This is a genomic window from Monashia sp. HAY1-5C, assembly GCF_056755255.1.
Genome location: NZ_JBPGXG010000824.1, coordinates 1 through 233, shown reverse-complemented (window position 1 = coordinate 233; position 233 = coordinate 1). Strand labels below are relative to the sequence as shown.

Here is a 233-nt window from a genome sequence, read left to right as displayed (position 1 = left end):
GTTCCGGCCGGACGCCAGGATCACCAGGCCCACGGCGTTGCCGGCCAGCCCGATGATGCCGAACCAGAGCATCGTGGACCCTCCGATTTCGGGTGGTTCGAACAGCCTGCGGATGCCCTCGACGATCACGAAACCGCCGACGGCGAGCAGCAATGCCGCCTGCCCGGCAGCGGCGATGATTTCGGCGCGCTTGTAACCCCAGGTCCGTTTCATTGTGGCGGGCTTCATGGCCA

1 protein-coding gene is annotated in these 233 nt (G+C 66.1%); it reads right to left on the bottom strand.

Going from position 1 to position 233, the window contains the following annotated elements; all coding sequences use genetic code 11:
* A partial coding sequence (locus tag ACR9ZK_RS23670; RefSeq protein ID WP_481344351.1) for a cation efflux transmembrane domain-containing protein occupies positions 1-233 on the bottom strand: 233 nt, incomplete at both ends.